This window comes from Microbacterium sp. Cr-K20 (assembly GCF_000708325.1).
GTDB lineage: Bacteria > Actinomycetota > Actinomycetes > Actinomycetales > Microbacteriaceae > Microbacterium.
In genome coordinates this window covers 56,570-79,100 of record NZ_JARE01000043.1, presented here as the reverse complement: position 1 = coordinate 79,100, position 22,531 = coordinate 56,570, and the positions used below count along the sequence as shown (strand labels likewise).

General features: G+C 69.1%; 25 protein-coding genes. 20 read left to right on the top strand and 5 right to left on the bottom strand.

Features of this window, described 5'->3' with window-relative positions; genetic code table 11:
* Nucleotides 1–7 precede the first annotated feature (7 nt).
* From GZ67_RS0107250 to GZ67_RS0107240, 3 genes are read right to left on the bottom strand one after another with little or no spacing between them, the layout of a single operon-like run.
* Entirely contained in the window at nucleotides 8–412 is a 405-nt protein-coding gene (locus GZ67_RS0107250; RefSeq protein WP_029264370.1) for a phage holin family protein, read from the bottom strand.
* A gap of 34 nt (nucleotides 413–446) precedes the next feature.
* On the bottom strand, nucleotides 447–827 hold the full coding sequence (locus GZ67_RS0107245; protein WP_029264371.1) for a type II toxin-antitoxin system death-on-curing family toxin: 381 nt from the start codon (nucleotides 825–827) through the stop codon (nucleotides 447–449).
* A 4-nt stretch (nucleotides 828–831) separates the two neighbouring features.
* Entirely contained in the window at nucleotides 832–1,038 is a 207-nt protein-coding gene (locus tag GZ67_RS0107240) for a ribbon-helix-helix protein, CopG family (protein ID WP_029264372.1), read from the bottom strand.
* An 87-nt stretch (nucleotides 1,039–1,125) separates the two neighbouring features.
* Between GZ67_RS0107240 and GZ67_RS0107235 the strand changes: the two genes are divergently transcribed.
* The 16 genes from GZ67_RS0107235 (at nucleotide 1,126) to GZ67_RS20775 (ending at nucleotide 15,643) form a co-directional block, all read left to right on the top strand.
* A complete protein-coding gene (locus GZ67_RS0107235) occupies nucleotides 1,126–2,193 on the top strand; it encodes a histidinol-phosphate transaminase (RefSeq protein WP_029264373.1) in 1,068 nt (355 codons plus the stop codon).
* A gap of 105 nt (nucleotides 2,194–2,298) precedes the next feature.
* Complete coding sequence (locus tag GZ67_RS0107230; protein WP_029264374.1) at nucleotides 2,299–3,426, top strand: thiamine pyrophosphate-dependent dehydrogenase E1 component subunit alpha; 1,128 nt, start codon at nucleotides 2,299–2,301, stop codon at nucleotides 3,424–3,426.
* Nucleotides 3,423–4,403 carry an alpha-ketoacid dehydrogenase subunit beta gene (locus tag GZ67_RS0107225; protein ID WP_029264375.1) on the top strand — a complete coding sequence of 327 codons (981 nt, stop codon included), beginning with the start codon at nucleotides 3,423–3,425 and terminating at the stop codon, nucleotides 4,401–4,403. Before GZ67_RS0107230 ends, GZ67_RS0107225 begins: the two co-directional genes overlap by 4 nt.
* 27 nt (nucleotides 4,404–4,430) lie before the next feature.
* Nucleotides 4,431–5,783 (top strand): dihydrolipoamide acetyltransferase family protein, encoded by a 1,353-nt coding sequence (locus GZ67_RS0107220; protein ID WP_029264376.1) that lies wholly within the window; start codon nucleotides 4,431–4,433, stop codon nucleotides 5,781–5,783.
* Nucleotides 5,784–5,859: 76 nt separating this feature from the next.
* Complete coding sequence (locus tag GZ67_RS0107215) at nucleotides 5,860–6,858, top strand: metal ABC transporter solute-binding protein, Zn/Mn family (RefSeq protein ID WP_029264377.1); 999 nt, start codon at nucleotides 5,860–5,862, stop codon at nucleotides 6,856–6,858.
* Nucleotides 6,855–7,676: a metal ABC transporter ATP-binding protein gene (locus tag GZ67_RS0107210; protein ID WP_029264378.1), complete on the top strand. Its 822-nt coding sequence runs from the start codon at nucleotides 6,855–6,857 to the stop codon at nucleotides 7,674–7,676. The genes GZ67_RS0107215 and GZ67_RS0107210 overlap by 4 nt, the downstream gene beginning before the upstream one ends.
* Complete coding sequence (locus tag GZ67_RS0107205; RefSeq protein WP_029264379.1) at nucleotides 7,673–8,533, top strand: metal ABC transporter permease; 861 nt, start codon at nucleotides 7,673–7,675, stop codon at nucleotides 8,531–8,533. Before GZ67_RS0107210 ends, GZ67_RS0107205 begins: the two co-directional genes overlap by 4 nt.
* A 60-nt stretch (nucleotides 8,534–8,593) precedes the next feature.
* Entirely contained in the window at nucleotides 8,594–9,010 is a 417-nt protein-coding gene (locus tag GZ67_RS0107200; RefSeq protein ID WP_029264380.1) for a Fur family transcriptional regulator, read from the top strand.
* Nucleotides 9,007–10,047 carry a permease gene (locus GZ67_RS0107195; RefSeq protein ID WP_029264381.1) on the top strand — a complete coding sequence of 347 codons (1,041 nt, stop codon included), beginning with the start codon at nucleotides 9,007–9,009 and terminating at the stop codon, nucleotides 10,045–10,047. The genes GZ67_RS0107200 and GZ67_RS0107195 overlap by 4 nt, the downstream gene beginning before the upstream one ends.
* Complete coding sequence (locus tag GZ67_RS0107190; RefSeq protein ID WP_081859923.1) at nucleotides 10,040–10,852, top strand: TIGR03943 family putative permease subunit; 813 nt, start codon at nucleotides 10,040–10,042, stop codon at nucleotides 10,850–10,852. The genes GZ67_RS0107195 and GZ67_RS0107190 overlap by 8 nt, the downstream gene beginning before the upstream one ends.
* Nucleotides 10,842–12,728 carry a hypothetical protein gene (locus tag GZ67_RS19705; protein WP_231481723.1) on the top strand — a complete coding sequence of 629 codons (1,887 nt, stop codon included), beginning with the start codon at nucleotides 10,842–10,844 and terminating at the stop codon, nucleotides 12,726–12,728. Before GZ67_RS0107190 ends, GZ67_RS19705 begins: the two co-directional genes overlap by 11 nt.
* 1 nt (nucleotide 12,729) lies before the next feature.
* The gene (locus tag GZ67_RS0107180) at nucleotides 12,730–13,461 is read left to right on the top strand and encodes a DNA-3-methyladenine glycosylase (protein ID WP_029273835.1); all 732 of its coding nucleotides are present in this window, start codon (nucleotides 12,730–12,732) and stop codon (nucleotides 13,459–13,461) included.
* A gap of 139 nt (nucleotides 13,462–13,600) precedes the next feature.
* Nucleotides 13,601–13,837 (top strand): 50S ribosomal protein L28, encoded by a 237-nt coding sequence (gene rpmB / locus GZ67_RS0107175; protein WP_017203559.1) that lies wholly within the window; start codon nucleotides 13,601–13,603, stop codon nucleotides 13,835–13,837.
* Complete coding sequence (gene rpmG / locus GZ67_RS0107170; RefSeq protein ID WP_017203558.1) at nucleotides 13,837–14,007, top strand: 50S ribosomal protein L33; 171 nt, start codon at nucleotides 13,837–13,839, stop codon at nucleotides 14,005–14,007. The genes rpmB and rpmG overlap by 1 nt, the downstream gene beginning before the upstream one ends.
* Nucleotides 14,008–14,010: 3 nt before the next feature.
* Nucleotides 14,011–14,316, top strand: coding sequence for a 30S ribosomal protein S14 (rpsN, locus tag GZ67_RS0107165; RefSeq protein WP_017829734.1), 306 nt, complete (start codon nucleotides 14,011–14,013; stop codon nucleotides 14,314–14,316).
* A 502-nt stretch (nucleotides 14,317–14,818) separates the two neighbouring features.
* Nucleotides 14,819–15,643, top strand: coding sequence for an endonuclease domain-containing protein (locus tag GZ67_RS20775; RefSeq protein ID WP_029264385.1), 825 nt, complete (start codon nucleotides 14,819–14,821; stop codon nucleotides 15,641–15,643).
* A gap of 126 nt (nucleotides 15,644–15,769) precedes the next feature.
* Here GZ67_RS20775 and GZ67_RS0107155 read toward each other — a convergent pair whose 3' ends face one another.
* On the bottom strand, nucleotides 15,770–16,597 hold the full coding sequence (locus GZ67_RS0107155; RefSeq protein WP_029264386.1) for an alpha/beta hydrolase: 828 nt from the start codon (nucleotides 16,595–16,597) through the stop codon (nucleotides 15,770–15,772).
* Nucleotides 16,598–16,743: 146 nt separating this feature from the next.
* Between GZ67_RS0107155 and GZ67_RS0107150 the strand changes: the two genes are divergently transcribed.
* The 3 genes from GZ67_RS0107150 (at nucleotide 16,744) to GZ67_RS0107140 (ending at nucleotide 19,895) form a co-directional block, all read left to right on the top strand.
* Nucleotides 16,744–17,325 carry a TetR/AcrR family transcriptional regulator gene (locus tag GZ67_RS0107150; protein WP_029264387.1) on the top strand — a complete coding sequence of 194 codons (582 nt, stop codon included), beginning with the start codon at nucleotides 16,744–16,746 and terminating at the stop codon, nucleotides 17,323–17,325.
* 182 nt (nucleotides 17,326–17,507) lie between these two features.
* Nucleotides 17,508–17,795 carry an HU family DNA-binding protein gene (locus GZ67_RS0107145; RefSeq protein ID WP_017203554.1) on the top strand — a complete coding sequence of 96 codons (288 nt, stop codon included), beginning with the start codon at nucleotides 17,508–17,510 and terminating at the stop codon, nucleotides 17,793–17,795.
* Between the two features lie 87 nt (nucleotides 17,796–17,882).
* Nucleotides 17,883–19,895: a cytochrome c oxidase assembly protein gene (locus GZ67_RS0107140; protein ID WP_205818581.1), complete on the top strand. Its 2,013-nt coding sequence runs from the start codon at nucleotides 17,883–17,885 to the stop codon at nucleotides 19,893–19,895.
* Between the two features lie 64 nt (nucleotides 19,896–19,959).
* On the opposite strand, the gene GZ67_RS0107135 is transcribed toward GZ67_RS0107140, so the two are convergent.
* Nucleotides 19,960–21,030: a hypothetical protein gene (locus GZ67_RS0107135; protein ID WP_029264389.1), complete on the bottom strand. Its 1,071-nt coding sequence runs from the start codon at nucleotides 21,028–21,030 to the stop codon at nucleotides 19,960–19,962.
* Nucleotides 21,031–21,144: 114 nt separating this feature from the next.
* Between GZ67_RS0107135 and GZ67_RS0107130 the strand changes: the two genes are divergently transcribed.
* Nucleotides 21,145–22,530, top strand: a complete 1,386-nt coding sequence (locus tag GZ67_RS0107130; protein WP_029273834.1) for an ATP-dependent DNA helicase — start codon at nucleotides 21,145–21,147, stop codon at nucleotides 22,528–22,530.
* Nucleotide 22,531 lies beyond the last annotated feature (1 nt).

The window sequence follows — 22,531 nt, the reverse complement described above, 5'->3', positions numbered from 1 at the left end:
GCCGGGCTCAGTCGCGGCGGGCGGCCTTCTTCTGCGGGCGCAGGATGAAGCCGAAGATGCCGTTGATCACCGAGATGATGAGCGCGGCGAGCACGCCCCACCAGAAGTCGCCGACCGTCAGACCCCAGCCGAAGCCGCTCGTGATCCACGCGGTCAGCCACAGCAGGAATCCGTTGATCAGGAAGCCGATCAGGCCGAACGTGATGATGTAGAGCGGGAACGCGACGATCTTCACGACCGTGCCGATGATCGTGTTGACGATGGCGAAGATCGCGGCCACCGCCAGCAACGTCAGCACCACCTGCAGGGTCTCGCCGGGCGGGAACGCCCTGATCGTGACCTGGAGGGCGGGGATCAGCGTGACGACCCAGATGGCGAAGGCGTTGACGACGACGCGGATGATGAAGCGCATAGTCCGACCAGTGTCGCACGGACGCCGGCGAGAGTCAGCCTGCGGTGTCTTCCCGGACGTGCGCCGCGATGACCTGTGCGATCTGCTTCAGGTCCAGACGGCTCTGAGCGACATCGAGGACGAAGTCGAACGCCTCGTCGTTCGTGAAGGTCACGTCGTACCCGTTGAGCCGGATGAAGATGAAGGTCAAGTACAGCGAGATCCGCTTGTTGCCATCGAACAAGGCGTGGTTCTGCGCCACCGAGCTGATCAGCGCCGCGGCCTTCTCCTCGAAGGACGGATACGCGTCGGTGCCGAACATTCCGGCGGAAGGGCGGGCCAGTGCCGAGAACAACAGCCCCTCATCGCGCACATGCAGACCGAGCTTCGCGATCAGTGCGAGGGCCTGCTCGGGCTCGATGTACTCCGTCGCCACGGCGTCAGGCGTCTTCGAGACGCTGGAGAGTGTCGGCGTAGCGCTCCGTCACGTCTGCAGCGATGGAGAGCACGCGATCCGTCTTCGACTCGGTGTTCGCAAATCGCGTCGCCGCCTCGATGATCACCGCGTGCTTCGAGGTATGCCGCGCACGCGCGATCGCCTCGAGCTGTGCATCGAGTTCTTCCGGGAGCCGCACCGTCATCGCCATACCAAAATGGTACCACTGCGCTTCTCCGCCCGACAGGGTGCCTGCCGCGCCATCCTGACCTGTGCCGCTCCCTCGTAGACTCGACGCGTGACCGAGCCGATCCTGCCCCGTATCCGACCCGCCATCGCCGCTCTCGCGCCGTACCGGCAGGGCAAGCAGGCGGGGCCCGACGCGTTCAAGCTCTCCAGCAACGAGAATCCGTTCGACCCGCTCCCGTCGGTGCTCGAGGCGCTGCAGCGCACCACCCCGATCAACCGTTACCCCGACGCGACCGCCGGTCGTCTGCGCGAGCGCCTGGGTGCGCGCTACGGCGTCGACCCCGAGCAGGTGCACGTCGCCTCCGGCAGCGTCTCGATCCTGCACCAGCTGATCCTCGCGACCGCCTCCGTCGGCGACGAGGTCATCTACGCCTGGCGCTCCTTCGAGGCGTACCCGAGCCTGCCGCTCGTCGCCGGTGCGACCGGGGTCCAGGTGCCGCTCACCGCCGACTCCCGTCACGACCTCGAGGCGATGGCGGATGCCGTCACCGAGCGGACCCGCGCGATCATCCTGTGCACCCCGAACAACCCGACCGGACCGATCATCACCTCGGCCGAGTTCGCGGCCTTCGTCGAGCGCGTGCCGAGCGACATCCTGATCATCCTCGACGAGGCGTACGCCGAGTTCGTGACCGCGCCGGATGCCGTCGACGGTCTCGCCGAGCGCGTGTTCGACCAGCACCCGAATGTCGTGGTGCTGCGCACCTTCTCGAAGGCCTACGGTCTCGCCGGCCTCCGCATCGGGTACGCGATCGGCCATGAGAAGGTGCTGGACGCTGCACGCACCACCGGCATCCCGCTCTCGGTCACCTCCGCTGCCGAGAACGCCGCCATCGCGAGCCTCGACGCCGAGGGCGAGCTGCTCGAGCGCGTCGCCGTCATCGTCGAGCGGCGCACCCGTCTCGTGGCAGGACTCCGCGCGCAGGGCTGGGACGTCCCCGACTCCCAGTCCAACTTCGTGTGGCTGCCGGCCGGCGAGCGCACCGACGAGGTGGCTGCCGCGTTCGTCGAGAACGACCTCATCGTGCGTCCCTTCTCGGGCGACGGCATCCGCATCTCCGTCGGCGAGGAAGCCTCCCTCGACCGCGTGCTCGAGGTCGCCGCCGCAGTTCGCTGATCCGCGCTCGCCGCGGCTTTCCGCGGTTTTCTCCGGCTTCCGGGCAGTTACGAGGGCGTCCTAGGTATGCGTGACCGGGCATGCCGACGCGGGTAGCGTGAGAGCGTGACCACCCCCGAGACCCCCCTTGTGAGCGTTCTGGACGAGACCGGACGGTTCGCGCCGTCCGCCGCCGCCGAGCGGTATCTCCCCCTGATCGAGGCGATCAGCGATGCGGAGCTCGAGCAGTTCTACCGTGACATGGTCGTCATCCGCGCGATCGACACCCAGGCGACGAACCTGCAGCGACAGGGCCAGCTCGCCCTGTGGCCGCCGAGCCGCGGACAGGAGGCGGCGCAGGTCGGTTCCGGTCGTGCGGCCCGCGCGCAGGACACGATCTTCCCCTCGTACCGCGAGCACGCCGTCACCCGCATCCGCGGCGTCGACCCCGTCGACATCATCAAGCTGATGCGCGGCGTCTCGCACGGCGGGTGGGACCCGACCGACCCGAAGAACGGCAACACGCGGCTCTACACGCTCGTGCTCGGCTCCCAGGTGCTGCACGCCGCCGGCTACGGGATGGGCCTCGTCTTCGACGGCCGCACGGGCACCGGTGACCTCGACCGCGACGAGGCCGTCATCGTCTACTACGGCGACGGCGCCTCCAGCCAGGGCGACGTGCACGAGGCGATGGTCTTCGCCGCGAGCTACCAGGCGCCGACCGTCTTCTTCCTGCAGAACAACCACTGGGCGATCTCGGTGCCGGTGTCGACGCAGTCGCGTGTGCCGCTCGTGCAGCGCAGCGCCGGCTACGGCATCCCGAGCGTCCGCGTCGACGGCAACGACGTGCTCGCCAGCTACGCCGTCTCGCGGGTGGCACTCGACGAGGCCCGCAGCGGCAAGGGCCCGCAGGCGATCGAGGCCGTCACCTACCGCCTCGGCGCGCACACCACGAGCGACGACCCGACGAAATACCGCGGCAGCGACGAGGAGCAGTACTGGGCCGGTCGTGACCCGATCGTCCGGATGCGCGCGTTCCTCGAGAACCGCGGTGCATCCGCGCAGCTGTTCGCCGATGTCGAGGCCGAGGCGGCGGATGCCGCGGAAGACCTTCGCGCCCGCAGCGTCGAGCTCGGATCCCCCAGCGTCGGCAAGATGTTCGACCACGTGTACAGCGAACCGCATCCGCTGATCGATCAGCAGAAGGCCTGGCACGCGCAGTACGAGGCGTCGTTCGAAGGAGAAGCCCGATGACCCTCGAGACGATGCCGCTCAGCAAGGCCCTGAACGCGGGGATGTGCAAGGCGATGGAGAACGACCCGAAGGTCCTGCTCATGGGCGAGGACATCGGCAAGCTCGGCGGAGTCTTCCGTGTGACCGAGCACCTGCAGCGCGACTTCGGCGACCGTCGGGTGCTCGACACCCCGCTCGCCGAGTCCGGGATCGTCGGCACCGCGATCGGCATGGCGATGGTCGGCTACCGCCCGGTCATCGAGATCCAGTTCGACGGTTTCGTGTTCCCGGCGTTCGACCAGATCACCACGCAGCTCGCGAAGCTCACCAACCGGCACGAGGGCGCGCTCAGCATGCCGATCGTGATCCGCATCCCCTACGGCGGGCACATCGGCGCGGTCGAGCACCACCAGGAGAGTCCGGAGGCGTACTTCGCCCACACTCCCGGCCTGCGCGTGGTGTCGCCGTCGACGCCCAACGACGCGTATTGGATGATCCAGGAGGCGATCGCCTCGAACGACCCCGTGATCTTCATGGAGCCGAAGAGCCGGTACTGGCAGAAGGGCGAGGTCGACCTCGACGCCTCCGCCGTGCCGCTGCACTCCTCGCGCGTCGTCCGCACGGGCAGCGACGTGACCCTCGTCGGCCACGGCGCCATGGTCACCACGCTGTTGCAGGCCGCTGCGCTCGCCGAAGCCGAGGGCACGAGCTGCGAGGTCGTCGACGTGCGCTCGCTGTCGCCGGTCGACTACGAGCCGATCCTGGACTCGATCCGCAAGACCGGGCGCATGGTCTACGCGCAGGAGGCCCAGGGCTTCGCCAGCATCGGCGGCGAGATCGCGGCCACCGTCATGGAGCGCGCCTTCTACGCGCTCGAGGCGCCGGTGCTTCGCGTCTCCGGCTACGACACCCCGTTCCCGCCGGCGAAGCTCGAGGGCGTGTACCTCCCGGATGCCGACCGCATCCTCGAAGCCGTCGACCGCTCCCTGGCCTACTGATATCCCGCTCGGCCGAAAGGACTCGTCATGAGCACGCAGAACTTCAACCTCCCCGACGTCGGGGAGGGCCTGACCGAGGCGGAGATCGTCGCCTGGAAGGTCGCCCCGGGCGACACGGTCGCGATCAACGACGTCATCTGCGAGATCGAGACGGCCAAGTCGCTCGTCGAGCTGCCGTCTCCGCACGCGGGCGTCGTCGGCGAGCTGCTCGTCGCCGAGGGAGCGACGGTCGAGGTCGGTTCACCGATCATCACCTTCATGACGGATGCCCGTGACGACGCCGGCCCCGGGGTCGTCGCGACGGCCGAGGCCCCCGCGCCGGAAGAGGGCGGCGGCTCGGTGCTCGTCGGCTACGGCACGGGCGGCGGTGCGACCTCGCGCCGCAAGCGCCCGGCCGAGCGTCCGGTGCGCTCCTCGGTGGGCGTGATCGCCAAGCCGCCGATCCGCAAGCTCGCGCGCGATCTCGGCGTCGACCTCACCGCGGTCGCCGCGACCGGTGCGGATGGCGAGGTCACTCGCGACGACGTGGTCAAGCACGCCTCGCAGGCGAGTGTCTTCCGCAACATCGAGACGCCCGAGTGGGGCGACGTCCGTGAAGAGACCGTGCCCGCGCCGCAGGCCGCTCCGGCCGGGCTCGCGCGGGGCCTCACCGCGACCCGTCCTTCCGCCGCCGGCGACGACCGCACCGAGTCGATCCCGGTCAAGGGCGTGCGCAAGGCCACCTCGTCGGCCATGGTCCAGAGCGCGTACTCGGCTCCGCACGTGACGGTGTGGAAGGAGGTCGACGCGAGCCGCACGATGGAGCTCGTGAAGCGCCTCAAGGCCTCGCCCGACTACGCCGACATCAAGGTCTCGCCACTGCTCATCGTGGCCAGGGCCGTGATCTGGGCGGCTCGTCGCACGCCGATGGTGAACGCCGCCTGGATCGAGACGGATGCCGGCGCCGAGATCGCCGTGCGCCACTACGTGAACCTCGGCATCGCCGCCGCCACCCCGCGCGGCCTGCTCGTGCCGAACATCAAGGACGCGCAGGACCTGAGCATGAAGGACCTCGCGCGGGCGCTGAACCGCCTGACGCTCACGGCCCGCGAGGGCAAGACGCCGCCGGCCGATCAGCAGGGCGGCACGATCACGATCACCAACATCGGTGTGTTCGGGATGGATGCCGGCACCCCGATCATCAACCCCGGCGAGGCCGGCATCGTGGCGATGGGCACCATCAGCCAGAAGCCGTGGGTCGTCGACGGCGAGGTGCGCCCGCGCTGGGTGACCACGGTCGCCGGATCGTTCGACCACCGCGTGATCGACGGCGACGGCATGAGCCGCTTCATCGCCGACGTCGCCTCCGTGCTCGAGGAGCCCGCGCTGCTGGTCGAGTGAGCCCGCGGCGTCGAGGCCTGGACGCGGCATCCCGCTCAACTTGATAATGGTTCTCATTAGCGTTTAGAGTGAAGGCATGAAGAAGCCCGTCGTCGCCCTCGCCCTCGCATCCGTCGCCGCTCTCGCGCTGGCCGGATGCTCCACCACCCCGGCAGCGGGAGAGGGCGACGGCGGCACCATCACGGTCGTCGCGAGCACCAACGTCTACGGCGACATCGCCGCGCAGATCGGCGGCGACCGCGTCGAGGTCGAGTCGCTCATCACCTCGGCCTCGCAGGACCCGCACTCCTACGAGGCGACCGCGCGCGATCGCCTCACGGTGCAGAAGGCCGACCTGGTGATCGAGAACGGCGGCGGCTACGACGCCTTCGTCGACACCCTGCTGCAGGACGCGAAGGACCCGCACGTCGTCACGGCGGTCGAGTTCTCGCACGACTTCCCCGGCAACGAGGGGCACGACGAGGCCGAGCACGACCACGCCGACGAAGAGTCCCACGACCACGATCACGCCGAGGGCGAAGAGGGTCACGAGGGGCACAACCACATCGAGGGCTTCAACGAGCACGTCTGGTTCGACCCGCACACGATGATCCATGTCGTCGAGGCGATCTCCGACGAGCTGGCCGAGCTCGATCCCGACGGCGCGAAGGAGTTCGCCGCCAACGCCGACGAGATCGTCGCCGACCTGGAGGGCTTCGAGGCCGACCTCGAGACCATCAAGACGGATGCCGCAGGCGCCACGGTCTTCATGACCGAGCCGCTGCCCGGTTACCTCGCTGCCGCGGCCGGCCTCACCGACGTCACGCCCGAAGGGTTCGCCGAGTCGGTCGAGGAGGGCACCGATGTGGCTCCCGCCGTGCTGCTCGAGGCGCTGAAGGTGATCGAAGACGGACAGGCCACGGCGCTGCTGACCAACGCGCAGACCGGTGGCGCGGAGACCGAGCGCGTCGAGGCGGCCGCGAAGGACGCCGGCATCCCCGTCGTCGCCTTCACGGAGCTGCTCGAGGACGGATCGTCGTACTCTGAGTGGATGAGTGACGCGATCAAGAGCCTCGCCGCCGCTGTCCAGCCGTGAGCGGCGGCGCTCCGGTCCTCGAGATCACCGACGCCGCACTCCAGCGTGGCGACCGCGAACTCTGGTCAGGGCTCGACCTGACGGTGCAGCCCGGGGAGTTCATCGCGGTGCTCGGCCCGTCCGGGTCGGGCAAGACCACGCTGCTGCGCAGCATCCTCGGTCTGCAGCCCCTTTCCTCGGGGTCCATCCGTGTCGCGGGGGAGCCCGTGCACCGCGGGAACTCCCGCATCGGCTACATCCCGCAGCAGCGCGACCTCGCCCCCGACACCAGCATGCGAGCCCGCGACCTGGTGGGCCTCGGCGTCAGCGGAAGCCGGTTCGGGTTCCCGATCCCGCATCGCGGCGACCGCGCCAAGGTCGACCGGCTGCTCGACGCGGTCGGTGCCTCGCACTTCGCCGATCGTCGCGTCGGCCTGCTCTCGGGTGGCGAGCAGCAGCGGCTGCGGGTCGGTCAGGCCCTCGCCGACGAGCCGGCGCTGCTGCTGTGCGACGAGCCACTGTCGAACCTCGACCTGGCCAACCAGCTGGCCGTGACCGACATCATCGACCGCCAGCGCCGTGAGCGCGAGGCCGCAGTGCTTTTCGTCACGCACGACATCAACCCGATTCTCGGCCGTGTCGACCGCATCCTCTACATCGCGGGCGGCCGGTTCCTCCTGGGCACTCCCGACGAGGTGCTGCAGACCCGCGTGCTCAGCGACCTCTACGGCACCCCGGTGTTCGTGCTCCGCGCGGGCGACCGGCTGGTCGTCGTCGGTGTTCCGGATGCCGAGCCGCACCACGACCACGGCGACCACGAGCACGGAGGAGCGGCATGAGGCCCCTGGTCGACTGGAGCGACGTCTTCTCGTTCCAGGACTACGGCGAACTCGTCGCCCTGCTCTCGAACTCGATCATCGCGGGCGCCGTCCTCGGCATCGTCGGCGGACTGATCGGCGTCTTCGTCATGCAGCGCGATCTCGCCTTCGCGGTGCACGGTGTGAGTGAGCTGTCGTTCGCGGGTGCCGCCGCCGCTCTGCTGTTCGGCGGCAGCGTGGTGTTCGGGTCGCTCGCGGGCGCCCTGATCGCGGCGATCCTGATCGGCATACTCGGCGCCAAGGCCAGGGACCGCAACTCGATCGTCGGGGTGCTGATGCCGTTCGGCCTGGGCCTCGGCATCCTGTTCCTCTCCCTCTACGACGGCCGCAGCGCCAACCGGTTCAGCCTGCTCACCGGCCAGATCGTGTCGGTGTCGAGCCCCGACCTCGGCTGGCTCATCGGCATCAGCATGGTCGTGCTGCTGGGGCTGCTCGTGATGTGGAACCCGCTGCGCTTCGACTCGCTCGACCCGGAATCGGCTGCTGCGCGCGGAGTGCCGACCCGTGCCGTGAGCCTGCTGTTCATGGTGCTGCTCGGCCTCATCGTCGCGGTGAGCGTGCACATCATCGGTGCGCTGCTGGTGATGGCGCTGCTGGTGACACCCGCCGCTGCGGCGATGCGGGTCACGGCCGGCCCCATCGCGGTGCCGCTGCTGTCCGCCCTGTTCGGATTCGTCTCGGCCGTCGGCGGCATCCTGCTCGCCCTCGCCGGCACGCTGCCCGTGAGCCCGTACATCACGACCCTGTCGTTCACCATCTACGTCGTGTGCTGGATCGTGCAGAAGACACGGGCTCGGGTGAAGCGCGTCCGGGCCTGAGTCATGCGCGGGCGCGTCCACTCCCAGCCCTCGCCAACCCCTGCGGCCTAGACTCGTCTCATGGCTCAGCGGAACACCTGGCAGCGCGAACGCGTGCGCGAAGCACTCGCCGACGCGCGCGGTTTCGTGAGCGCGCAGAATCTCCACGCCTCGCTGCGTGACGACAACACCGGCATCGGCCTCGCCACCGTGTACCGCGCGCTCGCCGGCCTCGCCGCTTCCGGTGACGCCGATTCGCTGCAGAGCCCCGAGGGTGAGGCGCTGTACCGCGCCTGCACGACGCAGGGTCACCACCACCACCTCATCTGCCGGTCCTGCGGCCTGACCGTCGAGATCGAGGCCAAGGACGTCGAGCAGTGGGCGCACCGCACCGCGGCGCTGCACGGATTCACGGATGCCGCGCACGTGGTCGACATCTTCGGGCTGTGCACACCGTGCACGAACAAGCGAGACGCCGAAAGGGCTGCGAACGCGTGAGCCCCTCGGCAGGTACGGCGACCCGTCACGGTCACACGCATCGCCCGGCGCCGTCCGCGCGCTCGGCCTGGATCGGAGTCGGTCTCGGCGTCGTCATCATCGCGGCGCTGTTCCTGATCGACGCCTTCGTGCCCACGCTCTTCCCCGCCGCTCTCCCGACCCGCGCGCAAGACGGCCTCACCTTCGCGCTGAGCGTGCTGATCGAGGCGCTGCCGTTCGTGATCCTCGGCGTGCTGCTGTCGATCGTGGTGCAGGTGTGGCTGCCACCCGATGTCATCCATCGCTGGCTGCCTCGGCGCGCATGGGCCCGTCGTGCCGTGCTGTCGCTGCTCGGCATGCTGATCCCGGTGTGCGAGTGCGGCAACGTGCCCTTCGCCCGCGGGTTGATGATGCGCGGGCTCGCTCCGGCCGAGGCGATGACCTTCCTCATCGCGGCGCCGATCGTGAACCCGATCGTGATCCTCACCACGCACGCGGCGTTCGGCTGGGACGGCGGCATCCTGGTCGCCCGCCTCGTCGGCGGCTACCTGATCGCGAACCTGATCGGCTGGATCTACAGCCGCCACCCCGACCCCGACGGCATGCTCACGCAGCGTTTCGTCGACACCTGCGACCGCGTGACGCACGAACCGGGCACGCCGGTGCGCCGCAGCCTGACGCAGTTCCTCGTCGAGCTGCGCGCCGTGATGCCCGCGCTGGTGATCGGCTCGGCGCTCGCCGGAGCCGTGCAGGTGCTCATCCCGCGGGAATGGCTGCTGGCGATCGGGTCGAACCCGGTGCTGTCGATCGTCGCGATGATGATCCTCGCGATGACCGTCGCCATCTGCTCGAACGTCGACGCCTTCTTCGCGCTGTCGTTCGCCTCGACGTTCTCGTCCGGTGCGATCGTCGCCTTCCTGCTGGTCGGTCCGCTCGTCGACGTCAAGATGCTCGCGCTCATGCGCACCACGTTCACGACGCGCACCCTCGTGGGCATCGTGGGCATCGTGCTCGCCTCGGCCTTCGCCATCGGGATCGGGGTGAACGTCCTTGTCTGAGCAGACCGCCATCCGCGCCCGCGCGCTCGGCACCCGCTGGCTGGGTGTGGGGCTCGCCGCCGTGATCTCGGTCGTCACGCTCGGCCTCGGCCTCACGGGGCGTCTCAACCTCTACATCAGCCCCGAGTCGGTGTGGTTCGCGTGCACCGCCGCGGTCGTGACACTGGCCGGCGCGATCTGGTCGTGCACGCTCCCGCTCGGCGAGGAGGGCGATCACGGGCACGATCACGGGCCCGCTCCGGTGGTCGCGGAGGGCTCGGATGATGCCGATCACGGCTCGCACCCCGCGTCGCCTCGACGTTCGCTCGCGGGTGTCGGTGCCGTCGCGGGCGGAGTGATCGCCACGGGCGTCGTCGCGGCTGCCCTCGTGCTGCCGCCGGCTTCGCTGTCGGTCGAGCTGGCGATGTCGCGCGCGGGGGAGCAGAGCGCGCTGTTCGCGGGGTCGGACACTGTCGCGCTCGGTGTCGCCGACACCTCCACGTTCGGCGTGGGGGACTGGGCGAGCGTCTTCGCCGCGGCCACGAACACCGCCGCCTATGACGGCGCACCGGTGACCCTCACGGGCTTCGTGACACCCGATTCCTCGGGCGATGACGGCGTGAACCTCACCCGACTGGTCATCACGCACTGCGTGATCGACGCGCAGACCGCGGCACTCCCGGTCGACGTCGATCCGGATGACTACGCGACCGGACAGTGGGTCGAGATCACCGGGACCGTGCGCGCGGATGCCGACGGAAAGCTCCGTATCGAGCCGACCGATGTCGTCGCGATCGACGAGCCGGGGGATCCGTATGAGTACTGACGACGATCGCCCCGAGGTGCCCGCCGTTCCGCAGACTCGTGCGGAGATGCGCGCGGCCAGAGAGGCAGCCGAGGCGGCCGAGGCCGAGCGGATCGAGCGCGCGCTCGCGACGCACCATGAGCCCGAACCGCACGACGATCAGCCGCGTGCCGATGCGGGCGGGACTGCTGCTCGTGAGGCCGCCGCCCGCGAGGCCGCTGCCCGCGAAGCCGCCGTCCGTGAGGCGGGCGATCGCGAGGTCGCGGAGCAGGAAGCCGCCGCCCGCAAGATGGCCGCCTTCGAGGCCGCTGCGCGGGAAGATGCCGAGGCGACGGCGCTTCCGTCCGTTCCTCTCCCCACGGAGCCCGTCGTCGTGGGTGCGGCCCCTTTCGTCGCGTCCCCTGACGCTCCCGATGCCGCCGACACCGAGGCCGAAGCCGAAGCCGAGGCCGAGGCTGAGCCGCGCGATGCGGCGTTCGATCCGGCCGATTCCCGCGAGCCGTCCGCACGCGAACCTGCCCGCACCCCCGCGACGTCGCGCCGCTTCCTCCTCACGATCGGCGCGGTCCTCGGCGTCCTGGTGCTCGTCGGCACCGCTTTCGGGATCGTGAGCCTCCTGCAGGGGCCACGGATCAGCGAGGTGCAGGTCGACACCGCGCAGGCGATCGAATCGTCCGGGAGCCGGGTCATCCTCACGGCGAACCAGGCGCTCTCGGACATCGATCCCGAGCAGGTCACCGTCGAGCCGGCCGTGCCGTTCACGGTCGATGCATCGGGTCGTGGCGTCGGTGTGCGCTTCACGGTCCCGCTCGACGATTCCACGAAGTACACGGTGCGTGTCGCCGATGTCACCGGTGCCGGCGGGGGTCCCTCGACGACCCTGACGACGAGCTTCGAGACCCCGGCATCCCACATCTTCATCCTGCGCCGCGATGTCGACGGCAAGGACAAGATCTTCCTCACCGACCTCAAGGGCGACGGCGTCGCAGTCTACGAGCACGACAAGATCAACGACTTCCGCGCGACCTCGAACCAGCTCGTCGTCGCGGTGGAGGAGGACGACGGATCCCGGCTGCTCGTGATGGACCGCGACGGGGCGAATCAGCGCGAGCTGAAACTGCCCGGTGACGGCTACGTGGGCGCGATCCAGGTCTCCGAGCGCGGCGGCCTCGTCGGCTACAGCTACTCCGACCGCGAGCTGAGCGACGACGAAGGGCGAGCGAGCGTGCTGGTCACGCAGTCGCTGAACGGCAAGGACGACCCGCAGGTCATCGAGGTCGCGGGCGAGGAGGCGAGCGTCTTCGTCTGGCAGTTCGTGCCCGACAGCGCCGCCGTGCTGTTCATCGACTTCGACGGAGCGCTTTCGCTCGTCGACCGCTCGAGCGATGCGGGCGTGCAGTCCCTGGGGCTCGCCGCGACCATCCAGGGCATCTCCCGAGGTACCTACACCGCGATCGTCGAGCGGCTCGACGCCACCGTGGTCGAGCTCAACCTCGCCGACGGGTCCGAGAAGCCGCTCGCGGCATCCGATCCCGACTACGGCACGGCCTCCTCGATCACACCGTACCCCGGTGGCACGCTGCGGCACGTGGTCTCGCGCGACGATGCCGGACTGCCGGTGGGGCAGGCGGTGATCCGCGTCGACGACGACGGCACGGCGACCCCGCTGGTCGAGGTCAGCTCGGCGGATTCGATCCTGCAGGCGTGCGCATCCCCGAGCGGCCAATATGCGGCAGTCGTCGTCGCGCCGGAACTGGCGAGCAACCCCTACGACGGGATGCTGCTCCCGCTGCCCGAGAACGTCGAGACGCATCTGATCGGCATGGAGTCGGGCAAGGAGATGGTCGCCCTCACCGGCTTCGACGTCTCCTGGTGCCAGACGGCACCGCGGTTCTGACATGTCGCCGCGCGATGCCCTGCGCCGTGCCGCGCGTGCCGATCTGGGCGGCCCCGCGGTCGACGTCGCGCCGCGACTGCTCGGGGCGGAACTGCGCACGTTCGTCGTCGGGCCCGAGGCCACAGACCCGGTCGAGGTGCGGCTGCGCATCACCGAGGTCGAGGCGTACCACGGTCGGGGCACCGGCGAGATCGCGGATCCCGGATCGCACGCGCGGATGGGGCCGACCGCCCGCAACGCCACGATGTGGGGCGAGCCGGGGCACCTCTACGTCTACCTGAGCCACGGCATCCACTCGTGCGTCAACGTCGTGTGCGGGCCGGAGGGACAGGGCGACGGCGTGCTGCTGCGTGCGGGCGAGATCGTGGCCGGAGCGGATGCCGCGGCTCGGCGGCGCGGCGCCGCACTCCCTCTCGGTCGCATCGCCCTTCGCGACCTCGCCCGCGGGCCGGGGCGTCTCGGTCAGGCCGTCGGGTTGCGGCATCCGCTGCACGACGGGATCGACGCCGTCACGGGGGAGGAGCGGCACGGTGCCCGCGCCGAGCTGTGGCTGGGCGTGCCGCGGGACGACGTGGTGCGCGGCCCGCGGGTCGGCGTCGCCGGAGTCGCCGGCACGCACGCGTTCCCCTGGCGCTTCTGGATCGATGGCGACCCCACCGTGTCGCCCTTCCGCTGGGGGCGGGGCGCGGCCGAGGCCGCGGCGCTCGACGGCACTCCGCCCGTGCTAAACTGACTCTTTGTCTGCGCACACTCCTGTGCGCAGTTCGCGTGCTTCCCCTTCTGCGGCCGAGAGATCGGCGGGTCGAGGTTGCGTGCAGACAAGGGATCTTGGGTGAGGCCGTCCGGTCTCACGGTATAGAAGGAGTCACATCATGGCAGCAGTGTGCCAGGTGACCGGAGCTGTTCCCGGCTTCGGACACAATGTCTCGCACTCGCACCGCCGGACGAAGCGCCGCTTCGACCCGAACGTGCAGAAGAAGACGTATTTCGTTCCGTCGCTCGGTCGTAAGATCACGCTCAACGTGTCCGCCAAGGGCATCAAGGTGATCGACGTCCGCGGCATCGAGAACGTGGTCAAGGACCTCCAGGCGAAGGGTGTGAAGCTCTAATGGCCAAGAAGGCTCAGGACGTTCGTCCGATCATCAAGCTGCGTTCGACGGCAGGTACGGGTTACACGTACGTGACGAAGAAGAACCGCCGCAACACCCCCGACCGCCTCGTGCTCAAGAAGTACGACCCGGTCATCCGTCAGCACGTCGAATTCCGAGAGGAGCGTTGATCAATGGCTAAGAAGAGCAAGATCGCTCGCAACGAGCAGCGCAAGGTCATCGTCGAGCGTTACGCCGAGCGTCGCGCCGAGCTGAAGAAGACCCTGGTCGACCCGAACGCCACCGACGAGGCCCGCGAGGCCGCACGCGTCGGCCTGCAGAAGCTGCCGCGCAACGCGTCGCCGGCTCGCGTGCGTTCGCGCGACGTCATCGACGGCCGCCCCCGCGGTGTCCTCACGAAGTTCGGCATCTCGCGTGTCCGCTTCCGTGACATGGCACACCGTGGCGAGCTGCCCGGTGTCACCAAGTCGAGCTGGTAAGTCTCAGCTGACAAGGGGCGAGGATCTTCGGATCCTCGCCCCTTCTGCGTCCCCTGCGCTTCGTCTTGCGTTGTGGTGCCCCTGCGTTGTGGTGCCCTCTGCGTTGTGGTGCCCCCTGCGTTGTGGTGCCCCCTGCGTTGTGGTGCCCTCTCGTGGGGCGCCCTCGCGTTGTGAAGGACTTCTCGCGCTTTGAAGGACGCGAGGCAGCATCCACTCCTTCATTCCGCGTCTTCTCCTTTATTCGGTGCGCGGGCGCGGGCCGCGCAGGTGCTCTGAAGGAGTTCTCACGCTCTGAAGGCCTGCTGACGGCATCCACTCCTTCGCTCCGTGTTTTCTCCTTCAGATCGTGAGATCAGACGTGCCCGGCGGGAGAGCGGACGCGTTCGCGGGAGCGGATGCTCCGCACGGAGCTGTCCTGCACAGTAACCGCTCGCTGAAGAACAGTGCCCGCTTGCCGGGATGGTGGTCACCCCTGCGCCAGGCGGGCGGGCACGATCGTTCGATGGATCCCGTGGATGAGCTGAGCCGTCGTGGAGGAGTCGCACGAGTGCGCACGCTTCGAGAAGCCGGTGTGAGCGAGTACGCGCTGCGGCGGTCGAAGGAGCAGTGCGAGATCACGACCGTGCGCCAGGGGTGGGTGGCGCTGCCCGACGCCGATCCGCAGACGGTCGGAGCGGTGTCCCGCGGAGTCGTGCTGAGCTGCGTGACGGCGGCGGAGCGGTACGGGCTCTGGGTTCCCGCGAAGTCGGCGCTCCACGTCGCCGCCCGCCCGAACTCTGCGCGCATTCGGGTGCCGTCGCAGGTCGTCGTGCACTGGTCGAAGCCTGTGGTCCTGCGTCCTCCGGACGCCGCGGTCGACGAACTCGTGAACGCCCTCGCTCTGATCGCGCAGTGCCAGCCGTTCGAGACCGCCCTCGTCATCTGGGAGTCGGCGATGAACAAGGGGCTCATAGACGACGCGAGGCTCCGAGGCCTCGAGCTTCCGCCGCCCGCCCGAACGCTTCTCGCGAGGGCGCGCCCCTTCGCGGACTCCGGGCTGGAGACCATCGTCATCCATCGGCTCCGGTGGATGGGGCTCCGGATGCTGCCGCAGGCGTGGGTCGTGGATCGCCGGGTCGATCTCCTCATCGGTGACCGGCTGGTGATCCAGCTCGACGGCGCGACCCACACAGGGGCGCAACGGACCAGGGACATCGCGCATGACGCGCAGCTGCTGATCCGTGGTTACCGGGTGCTGCGTTTCAGCTACGAGCAGGTGATGGAGCGCTGGCCCGAGGTGCAGTCGGTGATCATGGAGGCCGTTGCGCAAGGAGCGCACGTTGCATGACGGCGTACCACCCGCGCAACGCGAAGGAGATCTCGCGGAATGAAGGAGCGGATGCCGTATCCACTCCTTCATGCCGCGAGATCTCCTCCATTCCGTGTCTTCGAGTCTGCCCGGCGCAAGCCGGCGTCACGCGACGGCGGCGGTGGTGTGCGCGACGGCCCAGGTGAGGGCCTCATCGGCGATCTCTTCCCAGCCGTCCTGGCTGACCAGGCGGTGGGTGCGCCCGGGGTACTCCTTGTACTCGACGACGGCGGGGCTGCCGGTGGAGCGGTACTTCTGCACGATCGCACGACCGATCGCCGGCGGCACGACGTGGTCGATCTCACCCGTGATCACATACAGCGGGGCCCGGTCGGTGCGCGCGTAGTCGACGTGCGTGACGCCGCCCTTCTCGTTGAACGCGGATGCGACGCCCTCGAAGAAGACCCGGTTGTAGGAGTTCACGGCCGATTCCTCCCAGAGGCGGTCGGACTCGGCGCGGCTCAGGTCGTTGCCGAACGTGAAGTGGAAGTGGCGCTTCGACAGCGGCTTGGCGCCGTTGCGGCCGAAGGGGTTCGCGAGGATCGGGGTGCCGGTCCAGAGCGTCGACAACGGCAGGGTGGTGATGCCGGCGGTCTGTCCCGGGGCGACGCCCACGTATGCCGCGCCGACGCCGCGGTCGGCCAGCATCTGCGTGATGACCCCGCCGAAGGAGTGGCCCATGACGATCGGCTTCACGGGCAGCGAGCGGATGATGCGCTCGTAGTGGTCGACGATCTGCTTCAGTCCGATGCCCTTCAGGGCGGACGGGTCGCGGCGGATGTCCTCGACCGAGCGGTCGTCGATGCCGGGCCATCCCGGGACGATGACCTCGTGGCCCTGCGCGCGGAAGCGCTCGGCCCAGGTGGTCCAGCTGGTCGGGGTCATCCACAGCCCGTGGATCAGGACGATGGGGGTCTTGTCGGTGGTGTTCATGATCTCTTCTCTCTGTTCGGCTCCCGCTGATCGGAAGTGCGTTACGCTGATAGTAGACCGAACGTTCTATCTACCACAACCTATTCCCAAAACCGGGAAAACGGATTCGGATGCCGGGGTTTGGATGACACGATGAGAGGAAGATCATGGACACCACGACGAAGCGCCCCAGCCCCGCCCGCGCACGGCTGATCGATGCCGCCACCCGCCTCTTCTACGAACAGGGCATCCACGCGGTCGGCGTCGACCGTGTGATCGAGGAGGCCGGGGTCACTCGCGCGACCCTCTACAAGCAGTTCGGCGGCAAGGAGAACCTCGTGCTCGCCTATCTCGGCCACGAGGACGAGATGCTCCGCGCGATGTTCACGGAGGCGGGAGCGACCGTCTCCGATCCTGACGCGCTGCTGGATGCGGTCGTCCAGGGCATCGCCGCCGACATCCGCGAACACCATACGCGGGGCTGCCCCTTCATCAACGCGGCCGCGGAGTATCCGGATGCCGGTGGGGCCGTGCGGCAGCTCATCGACGAGCACCGGGAGTGGTTCCGCTCGACGCTGCAGCAGGTCGCCGAGGCGGCCGATCTCGAGCGTCCCGAGGAGGTCGCAGCCTCCCTCGTGCTGCTGCGCGATGCCGCGCTCGTCGGCGGATATCTCGACGGCGAAGGCCGCGTCAGCCCGGCGTTCGAGCGCACCGCCCGGGCCGTGATCGACGCGCACCGCGCGCGCTGACGACCCTCGAATCTGTGACTGGAGTGGCCAAAGTGGTGCGACACGCCCAGTAATTGCCCAAAACCCGCGAAATGACGCGGAAATGCGGGTGGTGGTTGATACATTCGAGGCGGTCACTAGACCAGGAGCATCCGCTCCGATACCCACAACGATGCGACGGGATCTCGTCGCTGGAGGATGACATGGCTGACAAGTCCATCACCAAGACCGAGCTCGTCGCGAGCATCGCAAGCGCCACGGGCCAGAGCCAGGCCACCGTCTCCGGTGTCCTCGACTCGCTGTTCGCCACGGTCTCCGACGCTGTTGCCAAGGGCAGCAAGGTCTCCATCCCGGGCTGGATCTCCTTCGAGCAGGTCGACACCGCTGCTCGCACGGGCCGCAACCCGCAGACCGGCGCCGAGATCAAGATCCCGGCCGGCAAGCGCGTCAAGGTGACCGCTGGCTCCAAGCTCAAGGCTGCCGTCAAGTAATCGACCGCACCTCATCGAAGGCCGCTCCCGTTCCGACGGGGGCGGCCTTCGTGCTTTCCTCCCTCCGGGCGCGCCTAGGCTGGAGGGGTGAGTTCCCGCAGTGAGTCGACGAGTCGGATCTCGGCGTATCGCATCGCCGGGATCGTCATCCTCCTCGTCGCGGCGCTGGTCGCCCTGACGCTCGCGCTCCTCGTTGGCGGCGGCGCGAAGCCTCCGCTCCTGCAGGACCCTGGTCCCTTCGTGCTCTGGGGCACGCCGATCGCCAAGCTCGTGATGAACATGTCCGGCGCCGTGATGCTCGGCTCGCTCGTGCTGGCCCTGTTCGGGTTGCGCGCGGGGGATCGCTCGTTCGACGCCGCGCTGAACATCGCCTCGGTCGGCGCCGCCGTGTTCACGATCTCGGCGGGCCTCGCCGGGTTCCTCGCCTTCATGGCCGCCTTCAACCCGAAGCTCAGCATCGAGCGCGAGTTCGGTACGCAGCTGGGCCGCTTCCTGCTGGAACTGCCGCTCGGCCAGTCCTGGCTCATCACGACGCTCTTCGGTGCGATCATCACGGTGCTCGCGTTCGCCTGGCGCTCGTGGACGCCCACGCTCATCACGGCGCTGCTGGCCGCGGCATCCTTCCTCCCGCTCGCCACGCAGGGCCACGCGGGCGATCTCGCCGGGCACAACATGGCGGTCAACTCGATCCTGCTGCACACGATCGGCGCCGCCGTCTGGCTCGGCGGACTTCTGCTGCTGATCCTGCTGCGCGGACGTGCCGACGTCGACACCGCGAGGCTCGTCGGGCGCTACTCGTCGCTCGCGATCGCCGCGTTCGCCGTGGTCGCCGTGTCGGGGGTCACGCGCTCGATCGTCGCCGTCGGCGACTGGAACGCGCTGTGGACCACGCCCTACGGCTGGATCGTGCTCGCCAAGGTCGCACTGCTGGGTGGCATGGGCCTGCTCGGCGCCTGGTACCGCGCCCGCCTCATCCCGAAGCTCGCCGGAGCCCGTGCCGCCGGCTGGTTCTGGCTGCTCGTGCTGTGCGAGGTCGCGCTGATGGGCCTCGCCTCCGGCGCCGCGGCCGCGCTGGCCCGCACACCCCCTCCCACCGGCGAGACCGCCGCCTTCCTGCAGACGCCCGCCCAGATCCTGACCGGAGCGACGCTGCCGCCGGAGCTCACCCTCGAGCGCTGGTTCACGGCATGGGACATCGACGTGCTCTGGCTCATCGCCGCGGGCCTCGGACTGTTCTTCTACCTGGCCGGCGTGTGGCGCCTGCACCGGCGTGGTGACCGCTGGCCGATCCATCGCACCGTCTTCTGGGTGCTGGGGGCGCTGCTGCTCGTCTGGGTCACCGGCGGGCCGATCAACGCGTACCAGGAGTACCTGTTCAGCATCCACATGATGGGCCACATGATGCTGTCGATGGCGATCCCGCTGTTGCTCGTCTCCGGGGCCCCGATCACCCTCGCGCTGCGCGCCATCCACAAGCGCGACGACGGCACCCGCGGCGGCCGCGAGTGGATCATGTGGGCCGTGCACTCGCCGTTCGCCCGCGTGGTCACGCATCCGTTCGTCGCGGCGGCCATCTTCATCCTGTCGCTGTGGGCCTTCTACTTCACCGACCTCGTGCGCTGGTCGATGTTCGAGCACCTCGGTCACGAGTGGATGGTCATCCACTTCCTGATCTCGGGCTACCTGTTCGTCATGAGCCTCATCGGCGCGGACCCGGTTCCCTACCGGCTGCCGTATCCCGGACGCCTGATCACGCTGATCGCCGTCATGGCGATGCACGCCTTCTTCGGCATCGCGATCATGATGCAGGAGGGGCTGATGGTCGCCGACTGGTTCGGGGCGATGGGCCGCGACTGGGGTGTGGACCCGCTGCAGGACCAGTACGTCGGTGGCGGCATCGCGTGGTCGATCGGGGAGATCCCGACGCTGATCCTCGCGATCACGGTCGCCATCCAGTGGAGCCGCAGCGACACCAAGCTGCAGCGTCGGGCGGACCGGCACGCGGATCGCACGGGTGACGCGGAGCTCGAGGAGTACAACGCAAGGCTCGCCGCGCTCGCCGAGCGTGATCAGCGCCGCGAGGAGCGCGAAGGCCGCTGAGACCCGTCGCGCGCGTACTCAGTAGACAGGGACTCAGTCGAGAGGGACTCGGCTGGCCGGGACCTCAGTCGACCGGGACGTCGCCCGGTGCGCCGACCCGGATCGACGCCGAGCCGTTCGGCAGGATCACGATCGTGCCGTTGAGCTGGAACGGCACGTCTTCGGAGAGCGGTGCGATCGACCCGTCGAACAGCGACTGGATCTCGACGTCGATGTGCGCCACGGCCTCGGTGGTCGGGATCTGCCAGTGGCCCTCGTCGGGGATCACCGTGACCTGAGGCTGGCTCGCGATGGACCACTTCGGCGGGGCGGTGATCCGGTTCGTGACCCGCAGTCCGAACGGGCAGGCGGTCGGCTGCAGCACCTCCTGCGTCGTGCACTCGGTGAGGAACTGCTCGACCTGCTGCTGCACGACCTTGACGAACTCCTCGGTCGGTTCGGTCTGCACGTCGAGCGGCGTGACGGCCAGGGGCGTGTCGGCCAGCACGCCGTGCCCGGATGCGGTCGCGATCGGGGTGTCGACCGTGACCGAGTAGAGCCCGGGGGTGAACACCAGAAGCGGCAGGGGATCGAGCGCGCCCGCCTCGGGCCCGAGGACCGACACCTGTCGACGGTCGACCTCGAAGCCGTTCACCGCGAACTGGTCGGCGCCCCGCACGGTGAGGTCGATCACGGCGAGTGGGCTGGTGGTGAAGCGCCAGTTGGGGGTCACGCCCGCCCAGCCGTCCTGCTCGATCAGGAACGTGCTCGTGCCGGAGTGGCCGCTCGCCTGGTAGCTCACGGTGACCGCGGTACCGCCGTCTGCGGGCTTCTCCGACTCGACCTTCACATCGGTCAGCGGTGCGAGTGCCGACCGGCGGAGCATCGCCTCCGAGGCTGTCGGGTCGATGCCCGCCTTCTCGAGGGTCTCGCGGTCGATCGCGACGCCGGGAATGCGGAGCGCATCGGCGGCCCGACCGGCGGAGAGCAGGTCGAGATAGCGGACCACGAAGGCGGACGGACCGTAGAACTGCTGGTACAGCGTCGCGCCGCCGGCACCGAGTGCGGCGACCAGCATGAGCCCGACGACGGCCAGCATCGCCAGATCGACGCCCAGGCGCGATCGCCGGGGCGCGCGCGTGCCGGCCCGTCCCATGGCGTCAGTCTAGGAGGGCGTCCTGGGGGGACGCCGAGCGTCGGCGGCCCCGGGCGGATGCCGGGACGTAGCATGGGTGGCGCCCCGTTTCCGTCTGCTTCCCCTGTGAGTGCCGTGTCCCTTCCCGCCCTGTCCGAGGAGCAGCAAGAGCTGTTCCGGCTCATCGAGGACACCGGCGAGCACGTCTTCATCACCGGGCGTGCCGGCACCGGCAAGTCGACGCTGTTGCAGCACTTCGCCTGGCACACCAAGAAGCAGATCGCCATCTGCGCGCCGACGGGTGTCGCGGCGCTCAACGTCGAGGGCCAGACCATCCATTCGCTCTTCCGGCTGCCGATCGGCCTGATCGGCGACGCCGACATCGACCAGAACGATGCGACGCGACGCATCCTCAACGCCATCGAGACACTCGTGATCGACGAGATCTCGATGGTCAACGCCGACCTGATGGATGCGATCGACCGCTCCCTGCGCCAGGCCCGAGGGCGCAGGGGCGAACCGTTCGGCGGCGTGCAGGTGGTCATGTTCGGCGACCCGTACCAGCTGGCGCCGGTTCCCCCTCGTGGCGACGAGGCGCGCTACGTGCAGGACCACTACCGCTCGTTCTGGTTCTTCGACGCCAAGGTGTGGGCCGGCGGGTCCGGGATCTCCGATCAGGGCGGCCTGTTCGAGGTCGACACCCGCGCCGAGCTGCACGTGCGCGAGCTGGTGCAGATCCACCGGCAGTCCGACGACGGGTTCAAGGCGATGCTCAACGCCGTGCGCTACGGGCGGGTGACCGCCGAGATCGCCGGCGTTCTGAATACGCAGGGGGCGCGGACGCCGCCGGAGCCGGAGCCCGGCGAGGTGCCGATGATCACCCTCGCCACGCGCAACGACATCGTGAACAGCATCAACAGCAGGCACCTTGCTGCGCTGCCCGGCAAGGAGCAGACCGCGCGCGCCGAGGTCAGCGGCGACTTCGGACGCGGCGAGGCGTCGCTGCCGGCCGAGAGCGAGCTGAAGCTCAAGGTCGGCGCGCAGGTGATGTTCCTGCGCAACGACACGGCGATGTCCGGAGAGCCGCCCCGCTGGGTCAACGGCACCATCGGAACAGTGGTGCGCATCATCGGCAGCGCGGTGCGCGTCGACATCGACGGCGAGGAGGTCGACGTCGAGCCCGCCGTGTGGGAACGGTTCCGCTACGCGTACGACCAGAACACCAAGAAGCTGTCGCGCGACGTGGTGGCCGAGTTCACCCAGTTCCCGCTGCGGCTGGCCTGGGCGGTCACGATCCACAAGTCGCAGGGCAAGACCTACGAGCGCGCGATCATCGACCTCGGCTCCGGGGCGTTCGCGCCGGGGCAGACGTACGTGGCGCTGAGCCGGCTGACTTCGCTCGAGGGGCTCTACCTCTCGCGCCCGCTGCGACCCCGCGACATCCGGGTGGACGAGGATGTGCGCCGGTTCATGCGCGACGCCTGGCTCGCGGCGTCGACACCGGAGCTGCCGAAGAGCTGAC

Bases quoted from the DNA above. Each gene is read 5' to 3' on its own strand.
- GZ67_RS19705 (WP_231481723.1), top strand. From the start codon at position 10,842: ATGAGTACTGACGACGATCGCCCCGAGGTGCCCGCCGTTCCGCAGACT.
- GZ67_RS0107250 (WP_029264370.1), bottom strand. From the start codon at position 412: ATGCGCTTCATCATCCGCGTCGTCGTCAACGCCTTCGCCATCTGGGTC.
- rpsN (WP_017829734.1), top strand. From the start codon at position 14,011: ATGGCTAAGAAGAGCAAGATCGCTCGCAACGAGCAGCGCAAGGTCATC.
- GZ67_RS0107155 (WP_029264386.1), bottom strand. From the start codon at position 16,597: ATGAACACCACCGACAAGACCCCCATCGTCCTGATCCACGGGCTGTGG.
- GZ67_RS0107150 (WP_029264387.1), top strand. From the start codon at position 16,744: ATGGACACCACGACGAAGCGCCCCAGCCCCGCCCGCGCACGGCTGATC.
- GZ67_RS0107180 (WP_029273835.1), top strand. From the start codon at position 12,730: ATGTCGCCGCGCGATGCCCTGCGCCGTGCCGCGCGTGCCGATCTGGGC.
- GZ67_RS0107220 (WP_029264376.1), top strand. From the start codon at position 4,431: ATGAGCACGCAGAACTTCAACCTCCCCGACGTCGGGGAGGGCCTGACC.
- GZ67_RS0107215 (WP_029264377.1), top strand. From the start codon at position 5,860: ATGAAGAAGCCCGTCGTCGCCCTCGCCCTCGCATCCGTCGCCGCTCTC.
- rpmB (WP_017203559.1), top strand. From the start codon at position 13,601: ATGGCAGCAGTGTGCCAGGTGACCGGAGCTGTTCCCGGCTTCGGACAC.
- GZ67_RS0107225 (WP_029264375.1), top strand. From the start codon at position 3,423: ATGACCCTCGAGACGATGCCGCTCAGCAAGGCCCTGAACGCGGGGATG.
- rpmG (WP_017203558.1), top strand. From the start codon at position 13,837: ATGGCCAAGAAGGCTCAGGACGTTCGTCCGATCATCAAGCTGCGTTCG.
- GZ67_RS0107200 (WP_029264380.1), top strand. From the start codon at position 8,594: ATGGCTCAGCGGAACACCTGGCAGCGCGAACGCGTGCGCGAAGCACTC.
- GZ67_RS20775 (WP_029264385.1), top strand. From the start codon at position 14,819: ATGGATCCCGTGGATGAGCTGAGCCGTCGTGGAGGAGTCGCACGAGTG.
- GZ67_RS0107145 (WP_017203554.1), top strand. From the start codon at position 17,508: ATGGCTGACAAGTCCATCACCAAGACCGAGCTCGTCGCGAGCATCGCA.
- GZ67_RS0107135 (WP_029264389.1), bottom strand. From the start codon at position 21,030: ATGGGACGGGCCGGCACGCGCGCGCCCCGGCGATCGCGCCTGGGCGTC.
- GZ67_RS0107205 (WP_029264379.1), top strand. From the start codon at position 7,673: ATGAGGCCCCTGGTCGACTGGAGCGACGTCTTCTCGTTCCAGGACTAC.
- GZ67_RS0107240 (WP_029264372.1), bottom strand. From the start codon at position 1,038: ATGGCGATGACGGTGCGGCTCCCGGAAGAACTCGATGCACAGCTCGAG.